The sequence below is a fragment of the Zunongwangia sp. SCSIO 43204 genome, from assembly GCF_019904275.1.
Classification (GTDB): Bacteria; Bacteroidota; Bacteroidia; order Flavobacteriales; family Flavobacteriaceae; genus Zunongwangia; species Zunongwangia mangrovi.
Genome location: NZ_CP063204.1, coordinates 670,114 through 695,741, shown reverse-complemented (window position 1 = coordinate 695,741; position 25,628 = coordinate 670,114). Strand labels below are relative to the sequence as shown.

Here is a 25,628-nt window from a genome sequence, read left to right as displayed (position 1 = left end):
TTACCCATTGTTTAAAGACGGGGAAAAGGAGAGAGGAAAACTGGTTTTTGTCCAAGTTTCATAATCGTGCTCGGCTTTATTGCTTTTCGGAAGTGTTGGGAAAAGTCATATTTAACTTGAGAAATCATTACTAATTACTGATTTCTTCTTAAGATTATAAAAATTGCCAAACCAAAATGGAGAATGGGTCTGGTTATAGAAACAATAGGTCAGATTCAGTATTTTTTCGATTTACTCCTCAGGAGATAAATAATCAAATTCATAAAATTTCCCAAAACCTATAGAACTATTATCATCAGAGACTGCAAACATCCCTAGCATTATACCTGTAAATCCTCCTGCAGTTTCAGAACTTAAGTATCTTACATCCATTTTGTCAATGAAATTATAGTTTTCTCCATCAAGACAATACGAAAAATCATAATAATCATTACTACCTTCAATATTGAGGTAAACAACTTCTTCGTTAGAAAGCTCAGTTATAATTTTCTCATGGGTTAATTCTCCCAAAATATAGCGTAGCACTAACTGTTGTTTAGAATTATTTTTTTGTCTCAGAAAAAGGTCGTAGTGTGATTGATGATCCATAAAAACTGTTACTCCTGCTTCATCTTTTTCACTTGCATCTAATAGATTCAACTTTACAATAGAATTGAAATTAATGTGTTCCTGGCGTCGTGCAATTAAAGTTGGTGAGCCGTTATCGTTTAACGAAACGGGAGATACTTTTAGGTTTATAGATCCTTCCTTAGCGTTGATACTATAATTCTCCTTTATAGGGTTTCTAATATAATTCCATTTATGTCCGAGTTCTTTTTGAGTGAAATTTGCTGGCTCTTTTGAATCTTCAAATGGTTGTAATGCTAAAGTTGGAACGTTCATATCAAGGCTAACTGTTCCACTTTTATTAATTACCGGCCAGTTGTCATTATTCCAAGATACCGGAGCTAAAAAAGTTTCCCTACCTAGCATATGGTGGTTCCCTGATTGAGGTCTGAAGCCCAGAAAAACTACCCACCAACTTCCGTCCTCTGCCTTAGCAAAATCGCCGTGTCCGGTCCCCTGAATTGGACTTGTTTGGGTTTCTACACCGATATGGGTTAAAATTGGATTTTTAGGATTAGGTTCATATGGTCCTTCAATATTTCTGCTGCGGGCTATGGTTACTGTATGTCCATATTCTGTACCTCCTTCCGATAATAAAAGGAAATACCAATCGTCCTTTTTATAGATATGAGGGGCTTCAGGATATCTTCCTCCGGTACCACTCCAAATTGGTATAGGTTCTGAAAGTTGCTCACCTGTTTTAGGATCTATTTCAGAGAGGTATATTTGATTATCTGGATTTACGGTAAGATAGCATTTTCCCCCCTCGAAAAAGAGGGATGGGTCTATTCCCTTTTGTTCTAGCCATATTGGTTCTGACCATTCACCTTTTGGGTCTTCAGTATAAACTAAAAAATTACCTTTATGGGAAACATTTGTAGAGACCATATAGAAGACACCCTTATGGTAACGGATGGTTGGAGCATATATACCTTCTGAGATCCCTGCATTTTGTAAATTAAGCTGTGATTCCCTTGTTAAGCAATGACCTATTTGCTCCCAGTTTACTAAATCTTTACTATGAAAAATTGGTACCCCTGGAAAATAGGCGAAACTACTATTTACCAAAAAAAAATCATCCCCGACTTTACAAACACTGGGATCTGGATGAAACCCCTCAATAATGGGATTTTTAAAGCCCTGTGCGTTGCAAAGGACTATCGCAAAATGGAAGTAAAGAAGAAAAGGAAGTAGTCTGCTCATAGGTATGTGAAATCTTTAAACTTTTAGATATAATTACTCAGTTACCAAACTTGTAAATCCTGCTCCCTGTAATTGCAATGTAATCGAACCATTTCGCACCGATAATGTTTCCATTAATTCGTTTGATTTTTCTTTGTTAGTAAGGAACACCTTCATTTTGCTCACTTCTTTAGGTAAACCTGTTATTGTTACTTTTCGGGTAGCACCTTTATTTACCAGGTGAATAGCATAAATGCCTTTTTCCTTATCACCGTATGCAGCAGCAGTTATAGCGTCATTACTAGTGGTGATAGGAAGTGCGTAAAGGCCTTTTGGCGTATTACCTAATTGCTGAAGATTAAAAAATCTTTGAGTTGGATGTAATTCTTCTTCAGTATTCCCGAAAATACCACCGCCCGACATCGGTGAATAATCGGCGGTAAGCTGCCATTGTAGTATTGTTAAAGGTTGGGCTTTGTTTAATATCTTTAAATAGACATCAATTTCATCTAAAGCATAGGTAGGTTCTTCCAAAATTTGAGGATAACGCCATGCTCCAGCATCTATGCTCCCTTCCCCAATAAAGAGTGGCTTATCTACACGGTTTGAAATATCATACCATCTTAGAAGGTTCTCATCCGTCCATCCACGCCAGGAATGAAATGAAACCCCACCAATATAAGGTCGGCTTTGAGGATCGGTAGAAGCCGTGGTTGTAAAATCCCAGCCATTGGCATCAGCAGTGTCTCCCAGTAAAAATTCAGTTTTCAGTCCATTTTCCCGAAAATAGGCTCCCAATTCTTTAATCATTTCATTGTGATCTTGCTCTGTTTGGCGAACATCAATGCCTAAATCGGCTTCATTAAAAGAGAACATAACCGTCTCTACACCATATTCTTGCTTAAGATATTTAATATAGGAAGTAAGAGAATTATAAATTTTCTCCTTTTTTTGAAGGTTGAGCAAATTACCCCGATTTCCATTCATATCTAATCCGCTTGAAGGTTCTCCGATTATTGCCCAACGGGGAGCAAACCAGGCAGCGAGAATTACTGGGATTCCTTTTTTATCCAGGCGTTGCGCCATTTCCATAGCAGCTTCTACCTTTGGATCAAGGTTACCTTTTCTGGCTTCTTCAATAGGATCTTTACTTGAATCAGGATGCCATTCTCTCCAGGGCATTTCAACTCGTGACCAGGCAACTCTAAGATTTTTCAGGCTATAGTCGATTACCTGAGGATCTGTCTCAGGGTTTTGCAACCTGAAATTACCACCAATTCCATCGAATTTCTTCCCTTCCTGTTGAGGGAAAACTTTTAGTTCTACAATTGAATTATCAATTTCTCCAGTAGCTTTAATGCTAAAGGTATTGCTGTAGTTTTTCTTTGGCGAAATTTCACCCGAGGCAATCTCAAAATTTAACTGATAAAAACCTTCTGAATTTTTTCTGATTATAACCTTAGTTTGATGTTTAAAATCAATTACAAATTCTCTTGAAGGAACACTTACCACTAAACCTTCGGCTGGTGCATTATATAAACCATCCAAATTTCCAGAAAGATCATTACTTGAAAGTGATGATGGAGTTCTAAAGTCAAATTGAGTTTCCTTTCCAAACTCTTCAGGCAATTCTATTCGAAAAAACGCCCCATTGAGATATAGAGAATCGGGAGAACTGAACTCAACTTTTATATTAGCTTTTCCTTCTTCAACATCGCTAATGGTTTGTTTCCAGTTGATGCTATCCATTTGATAGCTGAATGTTTTGATACCCTGATTCCTTTTAAAATCTATATCTTGGCCTTCTTTTCTGGTAATCCAAGCATTATCCCAATTAGATTTCATTAAAACAAGGCTGGAATTAAATTCCATTAATTGATTGTCGACCCTGATGCCTGTCATATTTCCCCAGGTTGTAAATTCGGCCTGTGCAAGAATAGAAGGCGCCCCAATTAATATAAATAAGATGGTAAATAGATTTTTCATTTTTTCATTTGAATTTTTGAATTGCTGTTTGATTTTATTTTCTTTTATCTGTTTCTCTTGAAATAGTCTTTTCGAAATTATAAATAGCTTTTACTTTTTCTTCTGAGTTTGCGGTCTGTAACCAATTTGACCATACCATAAACCAACTCCATTGCGGTTGAGCTTCCAGTATATTTGGTTTAGGTAATTGACCCACTTCGCCAAGAGCAATTGGCTTCCCGTCTGCAAGTTTTAAAAGCTCTCTATAATCTTTTTGCTCATAATCAAAGTGATAAATATCAGTGGCAAGGATGTCAACATATTCATGACCAGGATAAAATTCCTGATATTCAAAAGCCTCGTCTTGTGGTATATCCCTTGGACCATTAGCATTCCACACCCAGATAAGATTATTTAGGTTGTGGTGATTCGTATAACGTTCGTACATTAGTTTCCATAATTTTGGATAACCTTCGGGACCTCTTTTATTTCCCCACCAAAACCATACACCATTCATTTCATGGTATGGTCTCCACAAAACCGGAACATTAGCTTCCTTAAGTTTCTTTAGATGGTCTGCAACATTATCAATTTGATCCAACCACTTTTCGTGAAGTGTAGTGCCTGGAGTTACTAACTCTTCCCAATCGGCATCGCTAATCTCGTTTTGTACACTATTAGCCCAGCCATATGGAGGAGTATCCTGAGGTCTTCCTACATGCCACATTAGTGTTATTATAGCTCCTTCCCGGTGTTTTTTGATAGCCGCCTCTACAATCCTTTCTCCTGGATCGTTTTCTCCGTTCCAGTAAAAATCAGTTCCCCAAACCGCAGGGAATTTTCCGGTAATGGCTTCAACTTGATTATAAAACTTATCAGGTTCCTCATTATAGCTATGCTGTCCGGATAGTATATTATCGTCTAAAGAATATATATAATGCAATAATTCCTTAGCTTCCTGGGTGGCATTTTTGTTCACCGGTGCTTTTTGGCTAAATACATTGCTAAAAAAGATAAGACTGATAAGCGTAACAGCGAATTTCATGTAATTTATTTTTTAGTTTATTTATTCAATAGCTTGTCTGCCGCCAGTACTAAGAATAGGTAATCTGTAGTACCTCCTCCCAAAACATATTCGGTTTGTTGCCAAAGGAATGGCCATTCTAAAAGTTCAGGAAAATCGGGACGAATTAATGCTGTTCCCGAGCCAATTCCGCCAGGTGTAAAAGAGAAATCGCCCCGGTTCATTCCATAAGCCTGGGTTAAGGAGCGAGAACCAACCCCTGATGCGAAAGAAGACGTATTTACACCGGGATGCGTCCCTAAAACAAAATTGAGTGCGTTTAGCATATATTTGTTCGGAAAGATTTCAGGAAAAGCGGTATGTAAAAAATACTGTTTCATCCCAAAATTCTGAATTCCCCATCCTGCACCCCAAATATCGGGTTCATAAGGCATTCCGTAGGGAGTTTGCGCTCCTAATTTTTCTACTTCCTGGTAATAATCTTCTACAGAAGCTTTTATTTTATTTCTGAAATTTTCATCTTGAATCTCATCAAAAACGGGTGCGAGAACCCAGCCGGTTTGCGCAATATTGTCAGCAAAAATTTTAGCATTTTCTTTTATGAAATCTTCATATTTCGCGTTAGAAGTACTTCTGAAAAGTTCTACACTTAAGCTGAGTTTGTGCACGGGATTATCTGTAGAGGTAGTTTCCCAGGTTTTTTTAGCAATTTCCAGGGCATCTTCAGCAAGTTCAGGATTAAAATCTTTTAGAGACCTGTAAGTGGCAGCCAGGGCCGCTGCACTTTGTAATTCCCTACGCGGATTTTCTTCGGTAAACACCCAGCGATCATCTGGCGCGCCTTCCTGGCCTAATGGAATTTCTTTTGAAGTATTGGTTTCTTTATAAATCTTGCCATCAGAGTGGTTTACCGGGTCTCCCAACAAAACATATTGATCTAAAGTAGGCACAATCACCCCGCGATAAAACCGGCCCAAAGATTTATAGCCATTTACAATATGTATGGTGCCGTGTTCTATTTGCTGAAGAAAATCGGGTTTTCCATCGGGTTGCAAAATATCTACGGTTTTGGTTTCCTGGTTTATGGTGGTATTATCATAATCTTCCTGAAAAATCTCATAAATATGCGAAAGTCCGTGGATGGTAGAAGCCTGGGATTCTATTCTAAGATCGTAATCTCCAGCATCGTGCCAACCACCGGCATCTAGCCCTGGTACGTGTTCGCCAGGTTCAAAATTGGTAAGGGTTTCAGGGCCTTGCAGGTATCCATCAAAATGATTGGTATTTACCGGCGCCATTCTCGCATCGTCTAAATGACAACGGCCATGCCATATTTTATATCTATCGTTTACCAACATATGGCACATTTGCACCGGTAAAAAATATTCTAAAGTGGGTTGCCAAACCTCACGTTTATAAACATCTTTGCTAATCTTAAAAGCTTCAGTGGTATAATCGCCATATTCTACAACATACATTCCCGGCTCTTTGATATTTGTAAAATCCAGTTGATAATATTTATACCTAAGAAACTCACCCCATTTTGAAGGATCTTCTGAAATCACCTCGGTTAGACCACCTTCATTATTTACCCTTAGTAATTTTGCCTCTTTCAGGTTAGTATCATTTTTATCGGTTTCTATCACGGCAATTTTTTCCTGAGCTGGGTGATAACCAACCTGGGAAATTTGAACTACTGGATCGTAAGTGTAATCTTCCAGTGTATTTGGAGTAATAAGCCATTCTATGGCATTACTTGTAGCTCCAGATGGTACGAGAGACCTTACCACGAACCATCCATTGCTATGTTGGGCACGGCCGTCTATTAATTCTAATTGATTTCCTTTTAAATTTTCAATTTTTAAAGTTTGCCTGGGTGTCCCGGGAGCAATAACGAGTTTTTTTCCCGTGGCCATAGGTTCTATTTGGTATTTATCTTCCTCATCATAAGCTCCAGGTCCGTTTGCCTGGCGGTTAAAAAGGCCAAATTCGTCGTCCATATAGTAGGATTTTCCAAAAAGATAACCGGGGAAGAATTCGATATTCATACCTACTTTGCCGATCCATTCTTGGGGCAAAGCTTCATCAAGATCGACTACGATCTTAAAGGATTTTCCCTGCGGTATTATTTTCAGGTTATAAGAGAACTCCAGGTCGGGATATTCAATAGGATTAAAGCCTTTTCGATTTTTGGCTTCATCGGGATAAGCCATTTTTACGCTAATTATATTTTTTTCTCGGTCGACGACGCGTTCTCCAACTTTTGGTACCGGTTGCCATTGTCCGGGAGTGGGTTCCAGACGTAAATCTCCGTTGGTGGCGACTCTAATTCCATTTTGAATAATTCCTACACCGCCCTGATGACTTTCTGGATAGAAATCGTGGGCAAGCATCACATTTAGGCCGCGCATTTCAAGGTATTCCTCATCGTTAATCCTTAAACTTTCGCCCTGGTTTTGTGCAATACCAACTTTCGTTAAAAAGCAGCACATTAGAAAGGTGTATATTTTTAATTTCATTCTTATAAGATTTAGCTATAAAACTATGGAGATAGGTTAATAAGGATTTATACTATTTTATCAATTCATTATATGAATTTTTCAAAAGTGTATAAGGCAATGGTTTTCTTTTATCTTTAAATTATCAAAAATGAAATTTAACGATATTAAAAGTTAACAATGAAAAAAATTATCCTATTAGTGAGTTGTTTTATTCTTTTGTATGCCTGCAATTCGAATAAGTCGAAAAAAGATAATAATGAAATAGAAAGAGAAAATTCAAACGAGCCGTTAATTACTGAATTTGAAACTGCTGCAGATAAAGATTTATTAAAAAAATGGTATCCATTGGTAATAGATAAAGAGGATGGGGGGTATTACAGTCAGGTAACGCACGATTTTAAACTAGGTGAAGAGCATAACAAAATGGTTGTGACCCAGGCTCGCCATATTTGGACAAATGCTAAAGCTTCAAAACGAAATCAAGAAGATTCTTCTTTTTTAAAGAATGCGGCTCATGGTTTTGAGTTTTTGAGAGATATAATGTGGGATAAAGAAAATGGTGGGTTTCATAACCTAGTAAATAAAAGCGGAGAACCTATTATCAAAAAAGGTGAAGCTAAAACCGCGTACGGAAATTCATTTGCCATTTATGCTTTGGCAGCCTACTATGATGCTTCTGGAAATGAAGAAGCACTTGAATTAGCGAAGAAAACCTTTAGGTGGCTTGAAGAACATAGTCATGATAATAAATACAAAGGGTATTTTCAGCATTTAGAAATGAATGGTACACCAGTTAAGAGAACTGCCGAAATGGCTTCAACCTCAGATATTGGGTATAAAGATCAGAACAGTTCCATTCATTTAATGGAAGCATTTACTGAATTATACAGGGTGTGGCCTAATGATCTCGTGGGTGAGCGTTTAGAAGAATTACTTTTGATCATTCGGGATACTATCGTGAATGACGATGACTACATGAACCTATTTTTTGAGCGGGACTGGACTCCAGTGTCCTTTAAAGAAAAGTCTAAAGAAGAAATTAAGAAGCATTACTATTTAGATCACATTTCTCCGGGTCACGATGTGGAAACTGCTTTTTTAATGTTAGATGCTTCTGAAGCTTTAGGACTGAAAAATGATAGCCTTACCTTGCAAACCGCGAAAAAAATGGTTGATCATAGTTTAGAAACCGGTTGGGATAAAGAAGTAGGTGGCTTTTATGATGGCGGTTATTATTTTGAAGGAGAAGATGAAATTACTACTGTGAATGATAAAAAGAATTGGTGGGCACAGGCAGAAGGCTTAAACACTTTATTGATTATGGCTGAAAAATTTCCTGAAGACGAGACTAATTATCGCAAATATTTTAACGAATTGTGGAGCTATACTAAAACATATATGATAGACCAGGAGCAAGGAGGCTGGTATGAATGGGGAATAGATAAAACCCCAGATGCCAAAACGGCTTTAAAAGGTCATATTTGGAAAGCAACGTACCATAATTACAGAGCTTTAAGTCACGTGGCGGATAGGTTGAGGGAAATGAGATAAATTACCTAGACTATCTCATAACCTGTGTAAATAGAATAATAACAGGGGTCGCGGTCCCTGTTATTTTTTGTATAATTTTAAATGTTACACAGTTTGAATAAAGAAGATTTATTCAGTGTTGAATTTTTGAAGTAGTTCAAAAAAGTGGTGATGAGCTCCATGGTTTTTTAAAACAATTGCAGAAGCGTGGCATACAGAAAATGTGTGAAGCGGAATTCGATGGTTATTTAGACTCTAAGATATAAGCCATAAGTCCAATACTTCTAGTAGCCTCTATTGTTTTGATTAAAAAAGTTACGTGCCTAAAGGAAGCCACTATATTCGGTCAATCCCTATCAGAATTTGGGGTATAATCTTAAATCAGTTCCTTAGGTTCTATGAAAAAAGGGTCAGACTTTAAAAAAGTCTAACCCTGTTATTTTAATTTTACATACTTTACGGGAAAGTGCCCTTCTTTTTTACTCGATAATCGAGATAAAGTGCTCCGAGGCTTGCCTTTAGATAGAATTAAATTATATTTTCCAATCTTAATGCTTCGTGAACTTACTACGAAGTAGTTACTGATAAGATTTATTCTATTCCTTTGGGCTAAGCCTAAAAGTAAGCACATCGTGTGGGGAAATTCGTGCTTTTAATTTTTTGTCTGTATCCTTGAGCTTTTTATCTCTCCAGATATCTTCAACTTTAAAAGTTGTTTCTTTGAAATCTACAGCATAATCAAAATCAGGGTCTCGAATTTTGTGTTTTTCCCAGTCAAATTCAACGTTCTTTTCTTCATCAGCACGATTCAGGAAAGTTACTGCCCATTCACCGTTGGAGAGGGGCTTGAACCAGGTTTCCAGACCATCTTCAGTATTGTATTTGAATGCCTGCACTCCAAGAGAGTCCTGGTTGATAGCAATCATTTTTTCATTGGTCAGAATATCTACTGTTTCAGGAGACATTTCGCGCAAATCATTTCCTGCAATTAAAGGAGCTGCAAGCATGCTCCACATAGTGAAATGCGCACGGTCTTCACTAGTGGTCATCCCATTACCAACCTCCATCATATCTGGATCATTCCAATGCCCGGGGCCGGCATATTTTCTCAGTCCTTCCTGCATGTCTAGAATTTTTAATACTCCCCAGGATGACCAGTCTCCATGATCTTCTTCACAATCCCAGCAATTGTAGATATCTCCAGTTGTTCTCCATGTATGTGCAACATCTTCTGCCCATTCCCAGGGCTGATTATCTCCCCACTCGCACATCGCAAAAAGAATTGGTCTTCCTGCAGAATATAAAGCATCCCTCATGGTACTATAGGCACCAATTGGATTTATATTTTCAGTATTACACCAGTCATATTTCAAGTAGTCTATTCCCCATTCAGCATAAGTAATGGCATCCTGGTATTCGTAACCGCGACTTCCTGGTTCCCCCGCACAGGTTTCTGTTCCTGCATCAGAATATATACCTAATTTTAGTCCTTTGGAGTGAACATAATCAGCCAGTGTTTTCATTCCCGAGGGAAAGCGCTCAGGATCCACTTGAATAAAGCCTCTTTCATCCCTTTTTCCATGCCAGCAATCGTCAATAATTACATATTCGTAACCAGCATCTTTCATTCCGCTTGCCACCATGGCATCGGCTGTTTCTTTAATGAGGTTTTCACTAATGTCGCAGGCAAAGGTATTCCAAGTATTCCATCCCATTGGTGGGGTATCTGCCAAGTCTTCAGATTTTTGGGCAAAGCTGTTTAAACTTAAAAGTAATGCTAAAAAAATATAAGTGTTTGTTCTTATCATTATTATTGATTTTTTTTGATTAAAAAAAAATCCCTGAAAAAAAGATTCCAGGGAATATGGCTAATTAAATTTGTATGGTTTAGTGTTCTTCAAAGCGCACATTATCTATGGCAAAATTTAGAAGTGTATCGGCGCCTTCAAAGGCCATCCCAAATTCGGCATCTACCAGGCTGAAATCAGGTTGATTTAATACAGATGCTGGAATGCTGACTGTGGTCCAGCTTCCACCGGTATCAAAAGCTTCACCGGTATCGTTCCAGGGCTGCCAATCGTAAAATGCGTCAACACCTGATGTAGCATTGAACCTTATTCTTATCATTCCCTCACTTAATGGTTCTAAAGTATAAATATCAAACTTAAGGTTGTAATCATCTAAATTTGAACCCACCATGTCTGCACCAAAAAAGGTATCATCATTTCTCCAAAACAGATCTTGCCAGCCGGTTCCCCCAGTCTGGAAATTAGTTCTTCCATAGTTGCTTCCGTCCAAGCTAATAGATGGATCATTCTCTACAGTGGTATTTCCCCAGTATGGATCCTTACCATCCCAGTCAAAAAAGACAGCTTCAGCATTTGCTACTGGCTCTGGCCCGCCACAACCTGGGGTATCGAAACGCACATTATCGATAGCGAAATTCAGTAAAACATCGGCACCTTCAAAAGCCATCCCAAATTCGGCATCTACCAAACTAAAATCTGGGACACCTAACACCGACAGAGGGATTTCAACAGTTTCCCAACCATCTGTGGTATAAGGTTCCCCGGTATCGTTCCAAGGCTGCCAATTATAAAATGCATCTACTCCGTCGGAATCATTAAACCTAATTCTAAACATTCCTTCACTAATAGGCTCTATTACATTAATATCGAATTTTAATACATAATCTTCCAGGTTATCGCTTACCACTTCGGAGCCGTAAAAAGTATCATCATTTCTCCAAAAGAGATCCTGCCAACCGGTTCCACCGGTTTGAAAATTAGCTCTTCCATAGCTACTTCCATCTGGGCTGAGAGACGCGTCATTTTCAGAGGTTACGTTGCCCCAATAAATACCTTTATCATCCCAGTTGAAGAAAGCAAGTTCTTCATCTCCAACAGGGCACTTTCCTCCTTCGTCTGAAGGTATTCCTAAAACAGGAACAAGGCTATTTGGAATAAGCACTCTATTTATTTCGTGAATTATTCCATTTGTAGCGCCTATGTTAGCATTTACAATTCCAGAAGGAATAGCATCTTCAAAAGATGGCCTTAGCCTTGCATTTTCGCCAGTTAAGTCGGCAGTAATAACGTCTTCTTCAAACAAGGTGGTTATTTCCCCGCCATCGGTAAGCTGGCTGCTCATTAAAGCACCTTCACGTAAATGGTATATTAAAAGGTTTGAGAGGGCTTGCAATTCTTCTTCAGATTCAAAATCATCTAAGCTTTCAAAATTTGTGATTTGAGCAAACAAGGCTGTAAACGCATCGTTATTTGGAACAAAGGCTGTTAGTTCCTGTTCTTCATCTTCTAAAATACTGGTTAAACCAGCTTTTTCAACGGCAGCTAGAAAGGAAGAATATCCCCTGTCCTCACTACGTTCTTTAAGGTTAAGCGTAGCTCCCAAAATTTGTTGAAACACATCTTCTGGCAATTGCACCTTATCTACACCGTGTACAACGCCATTTATGCCTTGGATATCGGTCGTGGTAAAATTGGTGTTAGTGTAACTCGCATCAGATATCACTGCATCAGCACTAATTGTTAGAATTTCTCCTTGAAGGGTTGCTTGCTCGGTTTCGGCGATGACCTCTGATAATGTATTAGCTCCAGAAACCACATGATGTTCTAAAACTTCCTGCAGAATGTCAGCAGGTATATCGCTAAGGTTTTCCCATCCAAAAGCTCCGTTCAGTTGCATCATGAAATTTTCAAAAGCTGTATTTGTAGGGGCAAAGACTGTAAATGGATAAAGTTCATTATCAGTAGCTGTGGTTGATAAAGCTTCATCAAGGCCAGTTAGTTCGATAGCTTCCGCAAGCATTGAGAAATTAGGGTTCGCTTGGGTATGATCATAAACAGTGGGGGGCAGAAGAATACCATCTATTTGATGTAAAACACCATTAGTAGACCCTATGTCTGAGGCGTTTGCTATTACCGAAGCAGTTCCATTAAGGGATATGCCACCTTCTGTATTTAAAAATAAACTTAGATTGTTCCCTTCCGGTCCTGTAGCCATTGTAGGAGTATACCCTGTTGATAAAGTGGAAGAGAAATCAGCAGTAGTAGTACTTAAGATATGATTTAGTAAAATATTTTCTAATTCGGTTTCACTTAATTCTGAGACCTCAACCTCATTAAAAGCACTGTTATTTGGAGCAAATACGGTGTAGGTCGTCGTACTCCTAAGTGTGGAGTCCAGTCCAGAACTTTCTAAAGCTGCGTAAAGGCTTGAGAGATTCTGTGTTTCGCTTATAATTTCACTTAAATTTCTTGGGTCATCACCGAGTTGCGGGTATATCTCATCGTCCTTATCGCAGGAAATCAATCCTGCAATAATAGCTAGAATAACCAGGTAGTATTTTTTTATCATTTCTGTGTGTTTTAAATTCAAAAGCATTGATAATAAATAGGCTTTACGGACATTTAATTTCCGTAAAGCCTATTTTATAAAAACTACAGGAAGCCAAAGTCATCTATATAGAAAATATACTGAGCTTTACCAGTGCCTGAAGATTCCTGAAAGTCTATACGATTAATTACCGCAGGTGCTCCTCCATTAGGGAAGAATTCCGAAAGCGGAATAACGTATTTGGTCCATTCTCCGGGAATGAGTTCAACAGTAACTTGTCCTGAAAAATCGTTGAGTGCAATGTTAACTGAGTCTCCAGGGTCTCCTGTTCCGTACAAGGAAACCGTGATGGATTCGTATTCATCAAAGTCTATGCTAGGTGGTAGAAATGTTAATCCGGCCCATGCTTCTCTAACACTTTTTATAGAATACTCTCCTAGAGCTTGTTCTTGGGATTGAAGTTCAAAAGTACCTCCCCATTGGCTCATTTCCCAATCTGGATTTAGATCGTCTATGTAAATTGAATAACTAAACCCATAAGAATCTGATTGTGCGGAAGCCCCCCTTGAGGTCTCTAAATTAATAAACGCCTGTTCAATTCCGGATGGAACGGCAACGGTAACTTCTGTTTCAGTTACTTCGAGAATTTCGGCTTCTCTTTCTACAAGATTTCCAGCTTCTTCTGTTCCTGATGTGAAAATAACATTGGAAGTTTCAGAAAAATCGCCACCCAAAAGTGTTACGGTCTTTATTCCTTCTTCCGTAGTGCTCTCCGTAAAATCTGTGATTGTCAATAAAGAAAAATCATATTCTGTAGTACCACTAAGGTTTTCTACCATCATAATGTTATCCTGACCAACATAAGGAGCTGTCTCTGGTATTGTAACAAAAGCCAATTCATCTGTGCCCAGGGCCGGATTGAAACCTGCTCGTTCCCCATTAAAATATATGCCTATTATAGAACTTAGGTTTTCACCTCTTATAATATAGGTGTTTTCTAAAGTACCTTGTGTTACTGGAACATCTTCTCTTGCTTCGCTAACACTGGTAATTACAGGCGGCGCATTGTTATTCTCAATATCTGGCGTGTCGAATTCGTCACTACAAGAGGTAACTACTAAAAGTAAAATTAATAGCGTGAAAGAAAGCGAACCGATTTTTATATTTTTTATATACATAATTTAGTCTTTAAAATTATTGTTCGTCATCAAAATCATAGGGTACCGGTGCCTCAAGTAAAGCTGGATTATTTTGAGTCTCATTACTTGGGTACGGAAATGTTAAATCTTCCATATTTGGAGTAAACATTTCAGAAGTTACAGTAGGTGGTGTCGTATCATTATTAAAAGTTCCTCGCTCAGTTTGAGCTAAGAAATCTAGAGCGAAATCTGGTCCCCTTCTAACTACATCATACCAAAACTCAAATTCAAAAGCTAGCTCAATCCTTCTTTCTTGAAATATATCTTCTATCGTAGGGTTTTCTATATTTTCGAGGCCAGCTCTTCTTCTTACTTTATTTAATGATTCTGTTCCTTCAGCTACTGAACCTCCGCCCATCAATGCTGCCTCTGCATGAATAAGCAAAAGCTCAGCATAACGCATAATGTAGGTGTTATTAGGGTAACTTTGCATTTGACCGCCACCATTAGTTTCGGCATTTCCCACAACATATTTTTTAATCCCAACATTTGTACCCTGATGATTTACACTCTCTGAGACCGTATAACCTCCGTTTAGGTCAGGGTAATACGCTCCCGGATCCATAATAGTAGCATAATACCGTAAATCTTCATCTTCATACGCTTCCTGGAGGTCTATGGATGGACCAATTGCAGACCAACCATCGGAAAAACCAGTAATACCTGCCTGAGCAAAAAGGGATTGTAGGGCATTCCCTTCTGCATACTGGCCTGAAGTTGACCATTGCAACGAGAAAATAGATTCTGGATTATTATCATTTGCAGTCAAAAATAAATCATAGTAACTCCCGGTAGGATCACCATCCTCAGCATCACCTCCATATAATTTGAATTCACCAGAATTTATTACCTCATTGGCTAGCCTGTATGCTTCTGAATAGTTCTCTTCGTAAAGGTATATTTTTGCTAGCATCGCTTTGGCTGAGCCACTTGAGACTCTTCCGTTATTTTCATAATTAGAACCTCTTGTTTTTTCTTGTAAATTATCAATTGCAAATTGATAATCACGTTTAATAAATTCATATACGTCCTCAACTGGATTACGAGGCACTACAGGCTCCAGGACATATTCAGTATTGTCAGCTATAATTGGAACAGAACCGAAAATCCTTACCAGGTAAAAGTATGCTGTAGCCCTTATAAAACGGGCTTCTCCAAGAGCATTATCTACGACTTCCTGGGGAACATCCGGCCCCACTTCGTAAGGTAGTGTGTTTATAAGGGTATTTGACTGTGCAATTACGGCATATAAAGATTCCCAGGATTGTGTAAGTGTACCGTGTTCCCCAGTAATAGCAAAGTTGACAAAATCTGAATTCCTGGCATCCCAGGTACGACCATTTCCGGAACTTAATTCTCCAATAGCCCAGGCCACATTCGAGATAAAATTATACCATGGCTTGGAGTATAAATGATTTGTAGAATTTGTTACCTGATCCTCTGTATTATAAAAGGTATCTGCACTATACGAATCTTCTGGTGGCCGATCGAGGAATTCTTCACTACAAGCAGTGAATAATATAATTGCGGAAAAAAGTACGGTTAGTTTTTTATTTATAAGGTTCTTCATCATCTTCAATTTTATAATTCAACATTTAATCCAAGGGTATATGTCCTTGGCGATGGATAACGCCCGTTGTCTAATCCCTGTAACAAGGCATTTTGATTATAGGCGCCAACTTCGGGATCGTAACCAGAGTAATTTGTAAAGGTGTATAGGTTTTGGACACTACCGTAAATTTTAAGGTTGTTTAGCCCTATTTTTTCTGCGAAATTTGAAGATAAATTGTAGCCCAGGGTTATATTTTGAATCCTTAAATAGGAGCCGTCTTCAATATATCGATCAGAAATATTGATGTTTGGGGTATCATTTCTGGCTAGACGCGGCGCAGAAGCATCTGGGTTATCTATGGACCAATAATCCAAAACCGAAGGTGATTGGTTGACATAGTAAAGATTTGCCGCGGTTAAAGTCCTGTCTACTGCGTTAAAAATATCATTACCATAAGATCCTTGTAGAAAAACGGAGAGATCAAAATTTTTATAGGAAAGACTATTTTGAAAACCAAAGGTAAAATCCGGATGAGGATTTCCAATAACCGTTCGGTCATCATTATCTATTAACCCATCGTTATTAATATCCTGGTATTTAATGTCCCCCAACCAAGTTGTGCCAAAAAGGGCATCTTCGAATGGTCTTCCAAATTGTATTGCCGCTCCCTGGAAATCTTCAGTCGTTCTAAATAAGCCTTCTACTTTATAACCATAGAACATCCCTACAGGTTCACCAACTCTAGTCAGCGTTATATTTTGGTTAGAGTCATTTAGGCTTATGTCCCCATTTATTGTCAAATCTCCGAGCAACTCGTTTACCTCATTCTTATAATGAGAGAAAGTTAGGGTGGAATTCCATTGAAGTTCGGCTTGTGGAGCAGTACTATAAGCAATTGTAAGGTCAAGACCCCTATTTACCATCTCTCCAAGGTTAACCCAGGGAGCAGTAATAGCACCTGGAGAATTTCCGCCGGTAATAAAATCTGTTACTGCTAGTTGATACAGAAAGTCACGAGAAACCTTATTATAGACTTCTACAGTAGTATTTAATCTTTGATCAAAAAGGGAGAAATCTAAACCTAAGTTAGTTTGTGTAGAGGATTCCCAGGTAAGCTCAGGATTTTCAAAATTAGCGAATTCGAATCCAGTTCCCAGGCCTGTATTAATGGTATTTAACCTAACCCCATAAGCAAAATTGGGGATAGCCTGGTTTCCAACTTCTCCGTAACCTCCATAAAGACGGATGTTTTGAATTGCATCAAAATCCTGCATAAAATCTTCGTTGGATAATCTCCACGATGCAGAAATTGAAGGGAAATATCCCCATCGGTTTCCTTCAGCGAATTTTGAGGAGCCGTCAGCACGTATAGATGCAGTAAGATTATATTTATTATCAAATGAATAAATAAAACGTGTGAAATAAGACTCCAAAGCAGAACTTCCCCTGTATTGATCTGTAAAATCGTTAGCATTACCTGTTCCTAAAACCGGCATTTCATTACCTACAAAATTTCCGTCTTGGGCGATAACACCTTCCCATTTGGACTCCTGCACTTCCTGTCCAAACAAAGCGGTAATATCATGATTGTCTCCAAAGGTATTGTTGTAAGTAAGGAGGTTTTTTATGATCCAGAAATCATTATTTTCTCTTCTTACATTTAATTGATTCTCTCCGCGATTCAAAGCTCCATATGTAAATGTTGGTTGGAATCTATCACTAATATTATTGCCGAAATCTCCACCAAATTCTGTTCGGAATGTCAGGTTTTCGTGAAACGTGAATTCTGCGAAGAGGTTACCAAAAAAGCGGTTTCTAGTAAGAGTATTATCTATATTTAATGCTTCTGCTATTGGGTTTCTTATACCGTAAGCGATTTCCTGTTCTGTAACAGGTCCAGCAAACGAACCATCGGGATTATAAACTGCAGTGGCAGGATTGTTTAAAAGGGAAAGGGAAATGATACCATTACTGGCATTATTTAAAGTAATTTGATCGTTCGTGCGGCTACCTGTTAATGTAATTCCTGTTTTGATCCAGTCGTTTACGGTAGCATTTACGTTAGCTCGAACCGTTGTTCTATCAAATGAGGACCCAATCACCGTTCCTTCCTGATCAGTATGGGAGGCTGAAAGGAAATAATTGATATTCTCTGATCCTCCGGAGAATGAAAGCTCGTGATTCATCTGGAAGGCGTTATCAAAAATTTCTGCTTGCCAGTCTGTGCCCGGCCCTAATAATTCTGGATTTAAAAACTCAACTTGTTCATCTAATCCATAAATTTCTCCAATAGTATTTTGTAAGGTGGCATACTCCTGAAGATTCATAACATCTATTTTATTTGTAGGTTCCTGAACTCCAACATAAGTGTTGTAGGTAAGTCTTCCTTGCCCTTTTTTTCCTTTTTTAGTTGTAATAATAACCACCCCGTTTGACCCTCTGGAGCCGTATATTGCGGTGGCAGAGGCATCTTTTAAAATGTTAATAGATTCAATATCATTAGGGTTTATAGAAGCTAGGGGGCTAACATCTGTTGCTCCGGTTCCTGCGCCAATACCACCATCGGCGGTTGAACGCCCACTTGTAGCAATATTTCTGGAATCTCCAGAAACAGGTACGCCATCTATAATATATAGAGGCTCACTTGAGCCCGTAATAGTATTTACACCCCTAATTTTTACAGAAACTGCACTACCTGGCTGACCAGAATTGCGCGTAACCATTACACCGGCTGCTTTTCCCTGCATAAGTTGATCCACTCCAACCTGCGGAATATTTTTAATGGATTCCGAATCAATTCTTGAGACCGAACCACTAATTTCTTCTTTTAATTGAGAGCCATAACCGATAACCAAGACTTCATCCAGACTCTCCGAATCTTCGCTTAGAGTAACACTTAATTGTTCTCCACCTGAAACTTCAATCTCTTTGCTTATAAAACCAAGGAAGCTAAAAACTAAAGTAGCGCTTTCACCGGTATTAATTTCAAAATTACCGTCAAAGTCAGTGGTGGTCCCGTTACTGGTATTTTTTACTAAAACGTTTACGCCTAATAATGGCATTCCGTTTTCATCGGTAACTGTTCCGCTTACTGTTTCTTGTGCTTGAATTTGTTGAAATGAGACCCCAAGAAAAAAGATTAAAAAAAGAGGAGGGTATTTTATAAAACCACTCCATCGTTTTAGTAGAATTTTGTACATAAAGACTATTGTTTGAATATTGTTTAAACAATTAAGGTTTTAGAGATTTTGATAGACTTGTATTGAGGCATCTATAAAATCAGACCTAATTTTTTAGCATACTCAAAAATAGCTTAAAAGTTAAGTTAGTGTTAATATTATTTTATCATTTGCTAATAATATTTTTCCATTTATTATGAATGTGCAAAGGAAACCGATTCAAAATTTTGTTATTAATAATTAGAAACAATTAAATTGCTAAAATCTAATTACAATTTCTTAAAAATTGAAATATTAATGATCGGTTGTAGTAAGTATAGTTCTAATGAAAGCACCAGACTCTGACCAGGATTCTTTTTTCCCAATATCTTTTGGAAGGGAGTCAGGTTTTAAAGCGGCAGAGGCTTCATCTTTATCGGCGATAGACCAGTTACACCAAGATATGTTATATCTATCCATAAAATCGAACCATTTCTGGGTATTTTCTTTATAGACTTTACCATCTCCATTTGCTTCTGTTGTGCCAAATTCAGTCACAAAAATGGGCAATCCTGCTTTTATTGCCTTTTCTGCTTTGAGCATCAATTCTTTCTGATGTGTACCAGCATAAAAATGAAGGGTATATGCAATATTATCTTCCTTTATTGGGTTCTTTGCGGCTAAGTCTACATCCTGCGACCAGTTTGGTGTGCCACAAACGATAATATTGTTTTTGTCAAATTTTCTAATCTCCTTTATGATTTCTGTGTGATAAGGTTTTAAAATCTCATTCCAGGAAACATCCAAAGGTTCATTATATAGTTCGTAGATTATATTAGGGTGATTTGCATATTTTTTTGCAGTTTCTTTAAAAAACCGCTTTGCTTCGTCTAAATGGTTTTCGGCATTATGGTCGTGCCAGTCTACAATAACATAAAGGCCTAATTCAATAGCAGCATCAATTACGCGGTAGACTTTCTGTTTTTCCTGTTCTGGGTTTTTTAAAAAACCTTCATGTTCTATCCCCATTGCTGCTCTTACTACATTTATTCCCCAGTCTTCTTTCAGATTTTTTATAGTTTCATAATTATAATATTGAGGCTGCCATTGGCTCCAAAATAAAGACATTCCTTTAAGTTGTATGACTACGTCCTTCTCGTTAAGAAGCCGTGTGCCTTCAATTTTTAGCTGGCCGTTGAGCTTAACTGGGGACTGGTCTTGTTGTGCCTGAAGACTGCTAAAGATTAGAATAGCACAGAGGAAAAAGATGATTTTCTTTGTCATTTTATTTATAGTTTAGAGGACTCTTTTTATTCCACGGAATTCTTCCCGGTACTGGCTTGGTGTACAATTTTTATTTTTTTTAAAGACCCGGTTAAAATTTGCAATGTTATTGAAGCCGCATTTAAAAGCAATTTCTGCAACGCTAAGCTCCTTTTCTATTAACCACCTAGCTGCATAGCCTATTCTGGTATCATTTACATATTCAATAAAAGTTTTTCCAGTTCTTTTTTTAATAAAGCGATTGAAAGATACCTGGCTCATATTTACCAATTCAGAAATTTCAGCGAGGGAGATTTTATTATGATAATTTTCCTGAACATAATCGTAAATAATCCTTATCTGCTCACTATTTTCAAAATCTTTGTTATTAGAAGTGTAGGTAGATAAGAGACGTTGATTTCTAGAAGTAGCTAAATCGTGCAAAATAGAAATCAGCTCGAGAAAGTAATCAATACTATCAATTTTAGATAGCTGAAGAATTTTAGGTTTAATTTCATTCGCGATTTTTTCTGAAAATAAAATGCCGTGAGCAGATCTTTCAAACATATCCTTAATAGGCTTCATAATTCTTCGGCTCAACAACCTAGTATCAAATAAGTCATCGTGAAACTGAATAGTAATTTCGTGAATTTTGTCATTGGTGCAATTATAAAGTTCCCAGCCGTGTTGAAGGTTGGGGCCTACCAGTACTAATTCTATGTTTTCAATTTCCTCAAGACTGTCACCGATAGCTCTTCTAACTCCTCTGCCATTCAAAATAAAATTTAGCTCATATTCGGGATGAAAATGAATGGGAAAGTCAAAATCATCTTTAATTCGGTCGAAAACAAGAAAACTATCTTCTGGAGCTAAAGGTGTGATTTCTCGATGAACATCTCTTGTCATAAATTTGATTTTGTTAGAATTGGAAAAAATTTCATCATTAAATGACAAAATCCTATTAATTTGATATTAACAATCGTGCTATTTTTGATTTTTAATAATTAATAGCTGCTTCAAAATAGTTTTTAATAAAAAACTGAGGTTAAATATAAAATAACATTTTTTTAATAATAAAATATTTTGTCATTTTTCTTGCTTTTAAATTAAATCCTAATGAAGAAAATTTTCATATCAGTAATACTTATTCTTCTCTATTTGAGTGTAATTAGTTGCGGAAGCTCCTCAAACCTTGATTTAAGCAATATTAATACTGCAAATGAAAAAGCCACGATAGGAACCAAAATTCTCTACAAAAAAATAGAGGAAATTTCGAAGCAAGGAATAGCTTTTGGTCACGAAGATGCAACGGCCTACGGTGTGGGTTGGAAAGATGATGGCGGGAAAATACAAAGCGATGTAGAAAAAGTAACCGGTAAATTTCCAGCGGTACACGGCTTTGATGTAGGACATATTGAATTAGGACGATCACACAATTTAGATACAGTTTCTTTTGAATTAATGAAAAACCATATTAAGAAAATTCATAAAGAAGGGGGTATGATTACCATAAGTTGGCATCTTAATAATCCGCTTTCTGGGGGTAGTTCTTGGGACTCAATTCCAGCTGTAGCATCGATTCTAGAGGGTGGAAACCAAAGAAAAAAATATGAATTATGGATAGGGAGACTTTCCAGTTTTTTAAAATCGCTTCAAGATGAAAAAGGGGACTATATACCTATAGTTTTTCGACCTTTTCACGAAATGAATGGTTCTTGGTTTTGGTGGGGAGGAGAGAATACTACACCAAAATCTTACAAGCAATTATGGAAGGAAACTTATAGTCTTCTAAAGAAAAAAAAGGTTAACAATTTATTATTCGCATTTTCACCAAACACTCTGAGTTCAAAGGAAGAATTTGATACGTACTATCCGGGAGACGATTTTGTTGATATTATAGGTGTAGATGTTTATAATCACGATGGAGATGAAGCTTTTACTAAAAGTTTAATTTCCAACATTGAGATACTAAAAAATAAAGCACGAAATTCAAACAAGCCTTATGCGCTAACCGAAACTGGTAATACTAAATTCGGCGAAAACCCAAAATGGTGGACAGAAGCTTTGTATCCAGGAATTCAAGGCACAGGAATATCTTGGGTACTAGTATGGAGAAATGCGCGCCCCAATCATTTTTTTGCTTCATTTAAAGAAGATGTTGCTAAAGAGGATTTTAAAGATTTCGAGGAATTGAAAGAAATATTATTTCTACCTGAAGTTAAAAAAATCGATTACTAATAAAAAATAAAGAATGCTACAGGAGCTTGATATCCTAATTATACTATTATATCTAATTGGTACCATAGTTATTGGCCTTGCCTTGAGAAAAAAGGCCCAAAGAAGTAAAGATGATTATTTATTAGGTGGTAAAAACCTGCCCTGGTACATGATGGGTCTTTCTAATGCTTCTGGAATGTTTGATATTTCCGGGACTATGTGGTTAGTTACATTAACCTTTGTATATGGTTTTAAAAGTATTTGGATTCCTTGGTTATGGCCTGTGTTTAATCAAGTTTTTTTAATGGTATACCTATCAGCATGGCTCAGAAGATCTAATGTAACTACCGGTGCAGAATGGATTTTGTTTCGATTTGATAGTGGACGTGGCGGGAGATGGTCGCATACAATTATTGTAGTTTTTGCTATTTTAAGTTGTCTTGGTTTTCTAGCCTATGGATTTATTGGATTGGGAAAATTTGTAGAAATTTTTATCCCGTGGGAGATTATTTCGGCCTACGTGCCATTTAATGTTCCTCCGGCTTACATACCTCATTTTTATGGAACTATATTCACTCTTTTTGCAGTTTTCTATTCAGTTTTAGGTGGTATGTCTGGAATCGTCTGGACCGATTTATTGCAATATTCTATAATGACAATTTCTTCTATTGCTATTGCAGTAATTGCGTGGCAAGCTATGGGCGATAATACCCTTAATGTTCCCGAAGGATGGGCAAATCCCTTTTTTGGTTGGGAACTTAATATGGATTGGTCTGGAATAATCAGTGAAGTTAATACTAAGATAGCTTCAGATGGATATTCGCTTTTTGGAATATTTTTCATGCTTATGTTGTTTAAGGGAATTCTATCGAGTATTGCTGGACCTGCCCCGAATTATGATATGCAGAAAATTTTATCTACAAAATCACCTTTAGAAGCGGCCAAAATGAGCGCCTTTTCAATAGCGGCTTTAATTCCTACACGATATTTAATGGTAGGCGGTTTTTCAATATTAGGTTTGTTGTTTTACGAAGAATTAAACTTAACCACTGCTGGAATTATTGATTTTGAAAAGGTACTTCCAGCTGCAATACAACAATTTGTTCCTGTAGGTTTATTGGGACTTTTATTAGCTGGTTTATTAGCCGCTTTCATGTCTACATTTGCAGGAACCTTAAATGCAGCCCAGGCTTATCTTGTAAATGATATTTATTTAAAGTACAGAAATCCGCTAGCGTCATCATCAAAAGTGAAAGTAATGAATTACAGCAGCGGAATTGTTGTTGTATTAATAAGCATAGTGCTAGGCTTTTTTGTACAGGATGTCAACTCTATTTTACAATGGATAGTTTCGGCTCTATTTGGTAGTTACGTAGTTTCTAATGTTCTCAAATGGCACTGGTGGAGGTTTAACGGTGAGGGATATTTTTGGGGAATGCTCTCTGGGATTATTCCCGCACTGATTTTTCCGATTTTTACCGATACGCTAGATTTATATTATTTCCCCATAATTCTTTTAATTTCAGTTGCAGGAAGCATAATCGGAACCTATTCGGCACCTCCAACCAATGAGGAAGTTTTAATTAATTTCTATAAACAGACAAGACCCTGGGGTTTTTGGAAACCTATTTATAATAAAATAAAGGCTTCACAACCTGGGTTCGAAAAGAACACAGCATTTAAACGCGATATTTTCAATGTAGTGGTAGGCACACTTGCTCAAACCCTTTTAGTGATTATTCCATTATACTTAATAATGCACAAAAACATTTCTATGGTTGTGTCTATTGTAATTCTCATTATATGTGTGATAATACTGAAGAAAAATTGGTGGGATTATATTAAGAATGAACCAAATATTACCAGAAAATAAGTTTAAACCTATGCAGAAAAAACAAGCAACCTGTAAAATACCTGGTTACGATAAAATTCGGCAAAAGCATCAAGAATTACTTGAAACTCCAAATATGCCGGTAGATGATTCAAATGGAGTATTTATTAGATATCAAAACCCTGTCTTAACAGGAGCCCATGCTCCTTTAGAATGGCGGTACGACTTTAATGCGGCTACCAATCCTTTTGGCTTGGAGCGAATAGGTATAAATTCAACCTTTAATCCGGGTGCGATAAAATGGGGCGGAAAATATCTTTTAGCTGTTAGAGTAGAAGGTAATGATCGCAAGTCTTTCTTTGCTATTGCCGAAAGTCCTAATGGAATTGATCATTTTAAGTTCTGGAAAAAGCCTATTGAATTGCCACAGACTGAAATTCCCGATACCAATGTGTATGATATGCGCTTAACCAAACACGAAGATGGTTGGGTTTACGGTGTTTTTTGTACAGAAAGAAAGGATACCAATGCACCTCAGGATACTACTGCGGCGATTGCAAATGCTGGAATAGTTCGAACAAAAGACCTAATTCATTGGGAAAGGTTACCAGATCTTATTTCTAGCTCTGGACAGCAACGTAATGTTGTGCTACATCCTGAGTTTGTTAACGGAAAATATGCAATCTATACCCGTCCGCAAGATGGTTTTATTGAAGTGGGAAAAGGAGGTGGAATTGGACTAGGTTATATCAGCGATATTACCAATCCGGTTTTAGAAGATGAGAAGATCATTAACCAAAAAGCTTATCATACAGTTTATGAAATGAAAAATGGTTTAGGTCCGGCACCAATTAAAACTGAAAAAGGCTGGCTGCATTTAGCCCATGGGGTAAGAAATACTGCGGGAGGATTACGCTATACACTATATCTTTTTATGACTGATCTTCAAGATATTGATAAGGTAATTTACCAGCCGGCAGGTTATTTTATGGCGCCGAATTATAAAGAAACAGTGGGTGACGTCCCCAACGTTCTTTTTGGTAATGGCTGGATTACTGATGATGATGGGAAAGTATTTATTTATTATGCTTCTTCAGATACCAGGTCTCATGTAGCCGTTTCATCTGTAGAGAGATTGTTGGATTATGTGATGAATACTAGGCAGGATAAATATACTTCATTAGAATCTGTTAAAGCAATTCTTCAGCAGGTGGAAAGTAATAAAACAATTACAGAGGGATAAT

The 25,628-nt window shown here is 37.5% G+C and carries 15 protein-coding genes; 4 read left to right on the top strand and 11 right to left on the bottom strand.

The window, feature by feature from the left end; translation table 11 throughout:
- Positions 1-231: 231 nt before the first annotated feature.
- From INR75_RS03120 to INR75_RS03105, 4 genes are read right to left on the bottom strand one after another with little or no spacing between them, the layout of a single operon-like run.
- Positions 232-1,809, bottom strand: a complete 1,578-nt coding sequence (locus tag INR75_RS03120; protein ID WP_223090728.1) for a glycoside hydrolase family 43 protein — start codon at positions 1,807-1,809, stop codon at positions 232-234.
- Between the two features lie 33 nt (positions 1,810-1,842).
- Complete coding sequence (locus INR75_RS03115; RefSeq protein WP_223090727.1) at positions 1,843-3,774, bottom strand: hypothetical protein; 1,932 nt, start codon at positions 3,772-3,774, stop codon at positions 1,843-1,845.
- 34 nt (positions 3,775-3,808) lie between these two features.
- Entirely contained in the window at positions 3,809-4,798 is a 990-nt protein-coding gene (locus tag INR75_RS03110; protein ID WP_223090726.1) for a glycosyl hydrolase, read from the bottom strand.
- A 17-nt stretch (positions 4,799-4,815) separates the two neighbouring features.
- Entirely contained in the window at positions 4,816-7,296 is a 2,481-nt protein-coding gene (locus INR75_RS03105) for a glycoside hydrolase family 9 protein (protein ID WP_223090725.1), read from the bottom strand.
- Between the two features lie 159 nt (positions 7,297-7,455).
- On the opposite strand from INR75_RS03105, the gene INR75_RS03100 reads away from it, so the two are divergent.
- Positions 7,456-8,829 (top strand): AGE family epimerase/isomerase, encoded by a 1,374-nt coding sequence (locus tag INR75_RS03100; RefSeq protein WP_223090724.1) that lies wholly within the window; start codon positions 7,456-7,458, stop codon positions 8,827-8,829.
- 575 nt (positions 8,830-9,404) lie between these two features.
- Here INR75_RS03100 and INR75_RS03095 read toward each other — a convergent pair.
- The 7 genes from INR75_RS03095 to INR75_RS03065 all read right to left on the bottom strand — a co-directional run bounded on the left by INR75_RS03095 (position 9,405) and on the right by INR75_RS03065 (position 21,242).
- Positions 9,405-10,616 (bottom strand): glycoside hydrolase family 27 protein, encoded by a 1,212-nt coding sequence (locus INR75_RS03095; RefSeq protein WP_223090723.1) that lies wholly within the window; start codon positions 10,614-10,616, stop codon positions 9,405-9,407.
- Between the two features lie 79 nt (positions 10,617-10,695).
- Positions 10,696-13,185, bottom strand: a complete 2,490-nt coding sequence (locus tag INR75_RS03090) for a glycan-binding surface protein (protein ID WP_223090722.1) — start codon at positions 13,183-13,185, stop codon at positions 10,696-10,698.
- Between the two features lie 83 nt (positions 13,186-13,268).
- Positions 13,269-14,342 carry a hypothetical protein gene (locus tag INR75_RS03085; RefSeq protein ID WP_223090721.1) on the bottom strand — a complete coding sequence of 358 codons (1,074 nt, stop codon included), beginning with the start codon at positions 14,340-14,342 and terminating at the stop codon, positions 13,269-13,271.
- A 16-nt stretch (positions 14,343-14,358) separates the two neighbouring features.
- A complete protein-coding gene (locus tag INR75_RS03080; protein WP_223090720.1) occupies positions 14,359-15,936 on the bottom strand; it encodes a RagB/SusD family nutrient uptake outer membrane protein in 1,578 nt (525 codons plus the stop codon).
- An 8-nt stretch (positions 15,937-15,944) separates the two neighbouring features.
- The gene (locus tag INR75_RS03075; protein WP_223090719.1) at positions 15,945-19,115 is read right to left on the bottom strand and encodes a TonB-dependent receptor; all 3,171 of its coding nucleotides are present in this window, start codon (positions 19,113-19,115) and stop codon (positions 15,945-15,947) included.
- A 273-nt stretch (positions 19,116-19,388) separates the two neighbouring features.
- A complete protein-coding gene (locus tag INR75_RS03070) occupies positions 19,389-20,357 on the bottom strand; it encodes a glycoside hydrolase family 5 protein (RefSeq protein ID WP_223090718.1) in 969 nt (322 codons plus the stop codon).
- Positions 20,358-20,369: 12 nt separating this feature from the next.
- Positions 20,370-21,242 carry an AraC family transcriptional regulator gene (locus INR75_RS03065; RefSeq protein ID WP_223090717.1) on the bottom strand — a complete coding sequence of 291 codons (873 nt, stop codon included), beginning with the start codon at positions 21,240-21,242 and terminating at the stop codon, positions 20,370-20,372.
- A 210-nt stretch (positions 21,243-21,452) separates the two neighbouring features.
- Here INR75_RS03065 and INR75_RS03060 point away from each other — a divergent pair, with 210 nt between their 5' ends.
- The 3 genes from INR75_RS03060 to INR75_RS03050 are packed head-to-tail and all read left to right on the top strand — an operon-like array spanning position 21,453 to position 25,627.
- Entirely contained in the window at positions 21,453-22,574 is a 1,122-nt protein-coding gene (locus tag INR75_RS03060; RefSeq protein WP_223090716.1) for a glycoside hydrolase family 26 protein, read from the top strand.
- 13 nt (positions 22,575-22,587) lie between these two features.
- The gene (locus tag INR75_RS03055; RefSeq protein WP_223090715.1) at positions 22,588-24,426 is read left to right on the top strand and encodes a sodium:solute symporter family protein; all 1,839 of its coding nucleotides are present in this window, start codon (positions 22,588-22,590) and stop codon (positions 24,424-24,426) included.
- Between the two features lie 10 nt (positions 24,427-24,436).
- Positions 24,437-25,627 (top strand): glycosidase, encoded by a 1,191-nt coding sequence (locus INR75_RS03050; RefSeq protein ID WP_223090714.1) that lies wholly within the window; start codon positions 24,437-24,439, stop codon positions 25,625-25,627.
- Position 25,628: the final 1 nt, after the last annotated feature.

Excerpts from the sequence above, each read along its gene's own strand:
- INR75_RS03120 (WP_223090728.1), bottom strand. The coding sequence starts at position 1,809 with ATGAGCAGACTACTTCCTTTTCTTCTTTACTTCCATTTTGCGATAGTC.
- INR75_RS03115 (WP_223090727.1), bottom strand. The coding sequence starts at position 3,774 with ATGAAAAATCTATTTACCATCTTATTTATATTAATTGGGGCGCCTTCT.
- INR75_RS03110 (WP_223090726.1), bottom strand. The coding sequence starts at position 4,798 with ATGAAATTCGCTGTTACGCTTATCAGTCTTATCTTTTTTAGCAATGTA.
- INR75_RS03105 (WP_223090725.1), bottom strand. The coding sequence starts at position 7,296 with ATGAAATTAAAAATATACACCTTTCTAATGTGCTGCTTTTTAACGAAA.
- INR75_RS03100 (WP_223090724.1), top strand. The coding sequence starts at position 7,456 with ATGAAAAAAATTATCCTATTAGTGAGTTGTTTTATTCTTTTGTATGCC.
- INR75_RS03095 (WP_223090723.1), bottom strand. The coding sequence starts at position 10,616 with ATGATAAGAACAAACACTTATATTTTTTTAGCATTACTTTTAAGTTTA.
- INR75_RS03090 (WP_223090722.1), bottom strand. The coding sequence starts at position 13,185 with ATGATAAAAAAATACTACCTGGTTATTCTAGCTATTATTGCAGGATTG.
- INR75_RS03085 (WP_223090721.1), bottom strand. The coding sequence starts at position 14,342 with ATGTATATAAAAAATATAAAAATCGGTTCGCTTTCTTTCACGCTATTA.
- INR75_RS03080 (WP_223090720.1), bottom strand. The coding sequence starts at position 15,936 with ATGATGAAGAACCTTATAAATAAAAAACTAACCGTACTTTTTTCCGCA.
- INR75_RS03075 (WP_223090719.1), bottom strand. The coding sequence starts at position 19,115 with ATGTACAAAATTCTACTAAAACGATGGAGTGGTTTTATAAAATACCCT.
- INR75_RS03070 (WP_223090718.1), bottom strand. The coding sequence starts at position 20,357 with ATGACAAAGAAAATCATCTTTTTCCTCTGTGCTATTCTAATCTTTAGC.
- INR75_RS03065 (WP_223090717.1), bottom strand. The coding sequence starts at position 21,242 with ATGACAAGAGATGTTCATCGAGAAATCACACCTTTAGCTCCAGAAGAT.
- INR75_RS03060 (WP_223090716.1), top strand. The coding sequence starts at position 21,453 with ATGAAGAAAATTTTCATATCAGTAATACTTATTCTTCTCTATTTGAGT.
- INR75_RS03055 (WP_223090715.1), top strand. The coding sequence starts at position 22,588 with ATGCTACAGGAGCTTGATATCCTAATTATACTATTATATCTAATTGGT.
- INR75_RS03050 (WP_223090714.1), top strand. The coding sequence starts at position 24,437 with ATGCAGAAAAAACAAGCAACCTGTAAAATACCTGGTTACGATAAAATT.